The sequence below is a fragment of the Vibrio sp. 970 genome, from assembly GCF_033339075.1.
In genome coordinates this window covers 1-336 of sequence record NZ_JAWOTW010000335.1, presented here as the reverse complement: position 1 = coordinate 336, position 336 = coordinate 1, and the positions used below count along the sequence as shown (strand labels likewise).

1 pseudogene is annotated in these 336 nt (G+C 48.8%); it reads right to left on the bottom strand.

The window, feature by feature from the left end:
• Nucleotides 1–5: 5 nt before the first annotated feature.
• A pseudogene (locus R7Q11_RS26500) lies at nt 6–336 on the bottom strand (tRNA pseudouridine(65) synthase TruC); the annotation flags it as partial.

The following is a 336-nucleotide window of genomic DNA, read 5'->3' as shown; positions in this document are numbered from 1 at the left end:
CCTCTTTACTTAACGAGCTCTTCGTCCCACTCAAATCGAGTAAACAATTGCTGCCACGTATCGTCGATACTCGCTTTCATCACCAGCTCTTCATTTGTAAACGGATGCACAAAACGCAGCTCCGAAGCATGTAACAGCAAGCGGTGTGAATCAAATTCGTTACGGAACAATTTGTTGTGTTTACCATCACCGTGCGACGTGTCCCCCACAATTGGGTGACGTAGGTGGGCCATGTGACGACGCAATTGGTGCTTGCGACCAGTCTTGGGCTTCATTTCCATCAAACAGTAGCGCGTTGTTGGGAACTTGCCCGTCGAATAAGGCACTTCCACTTTC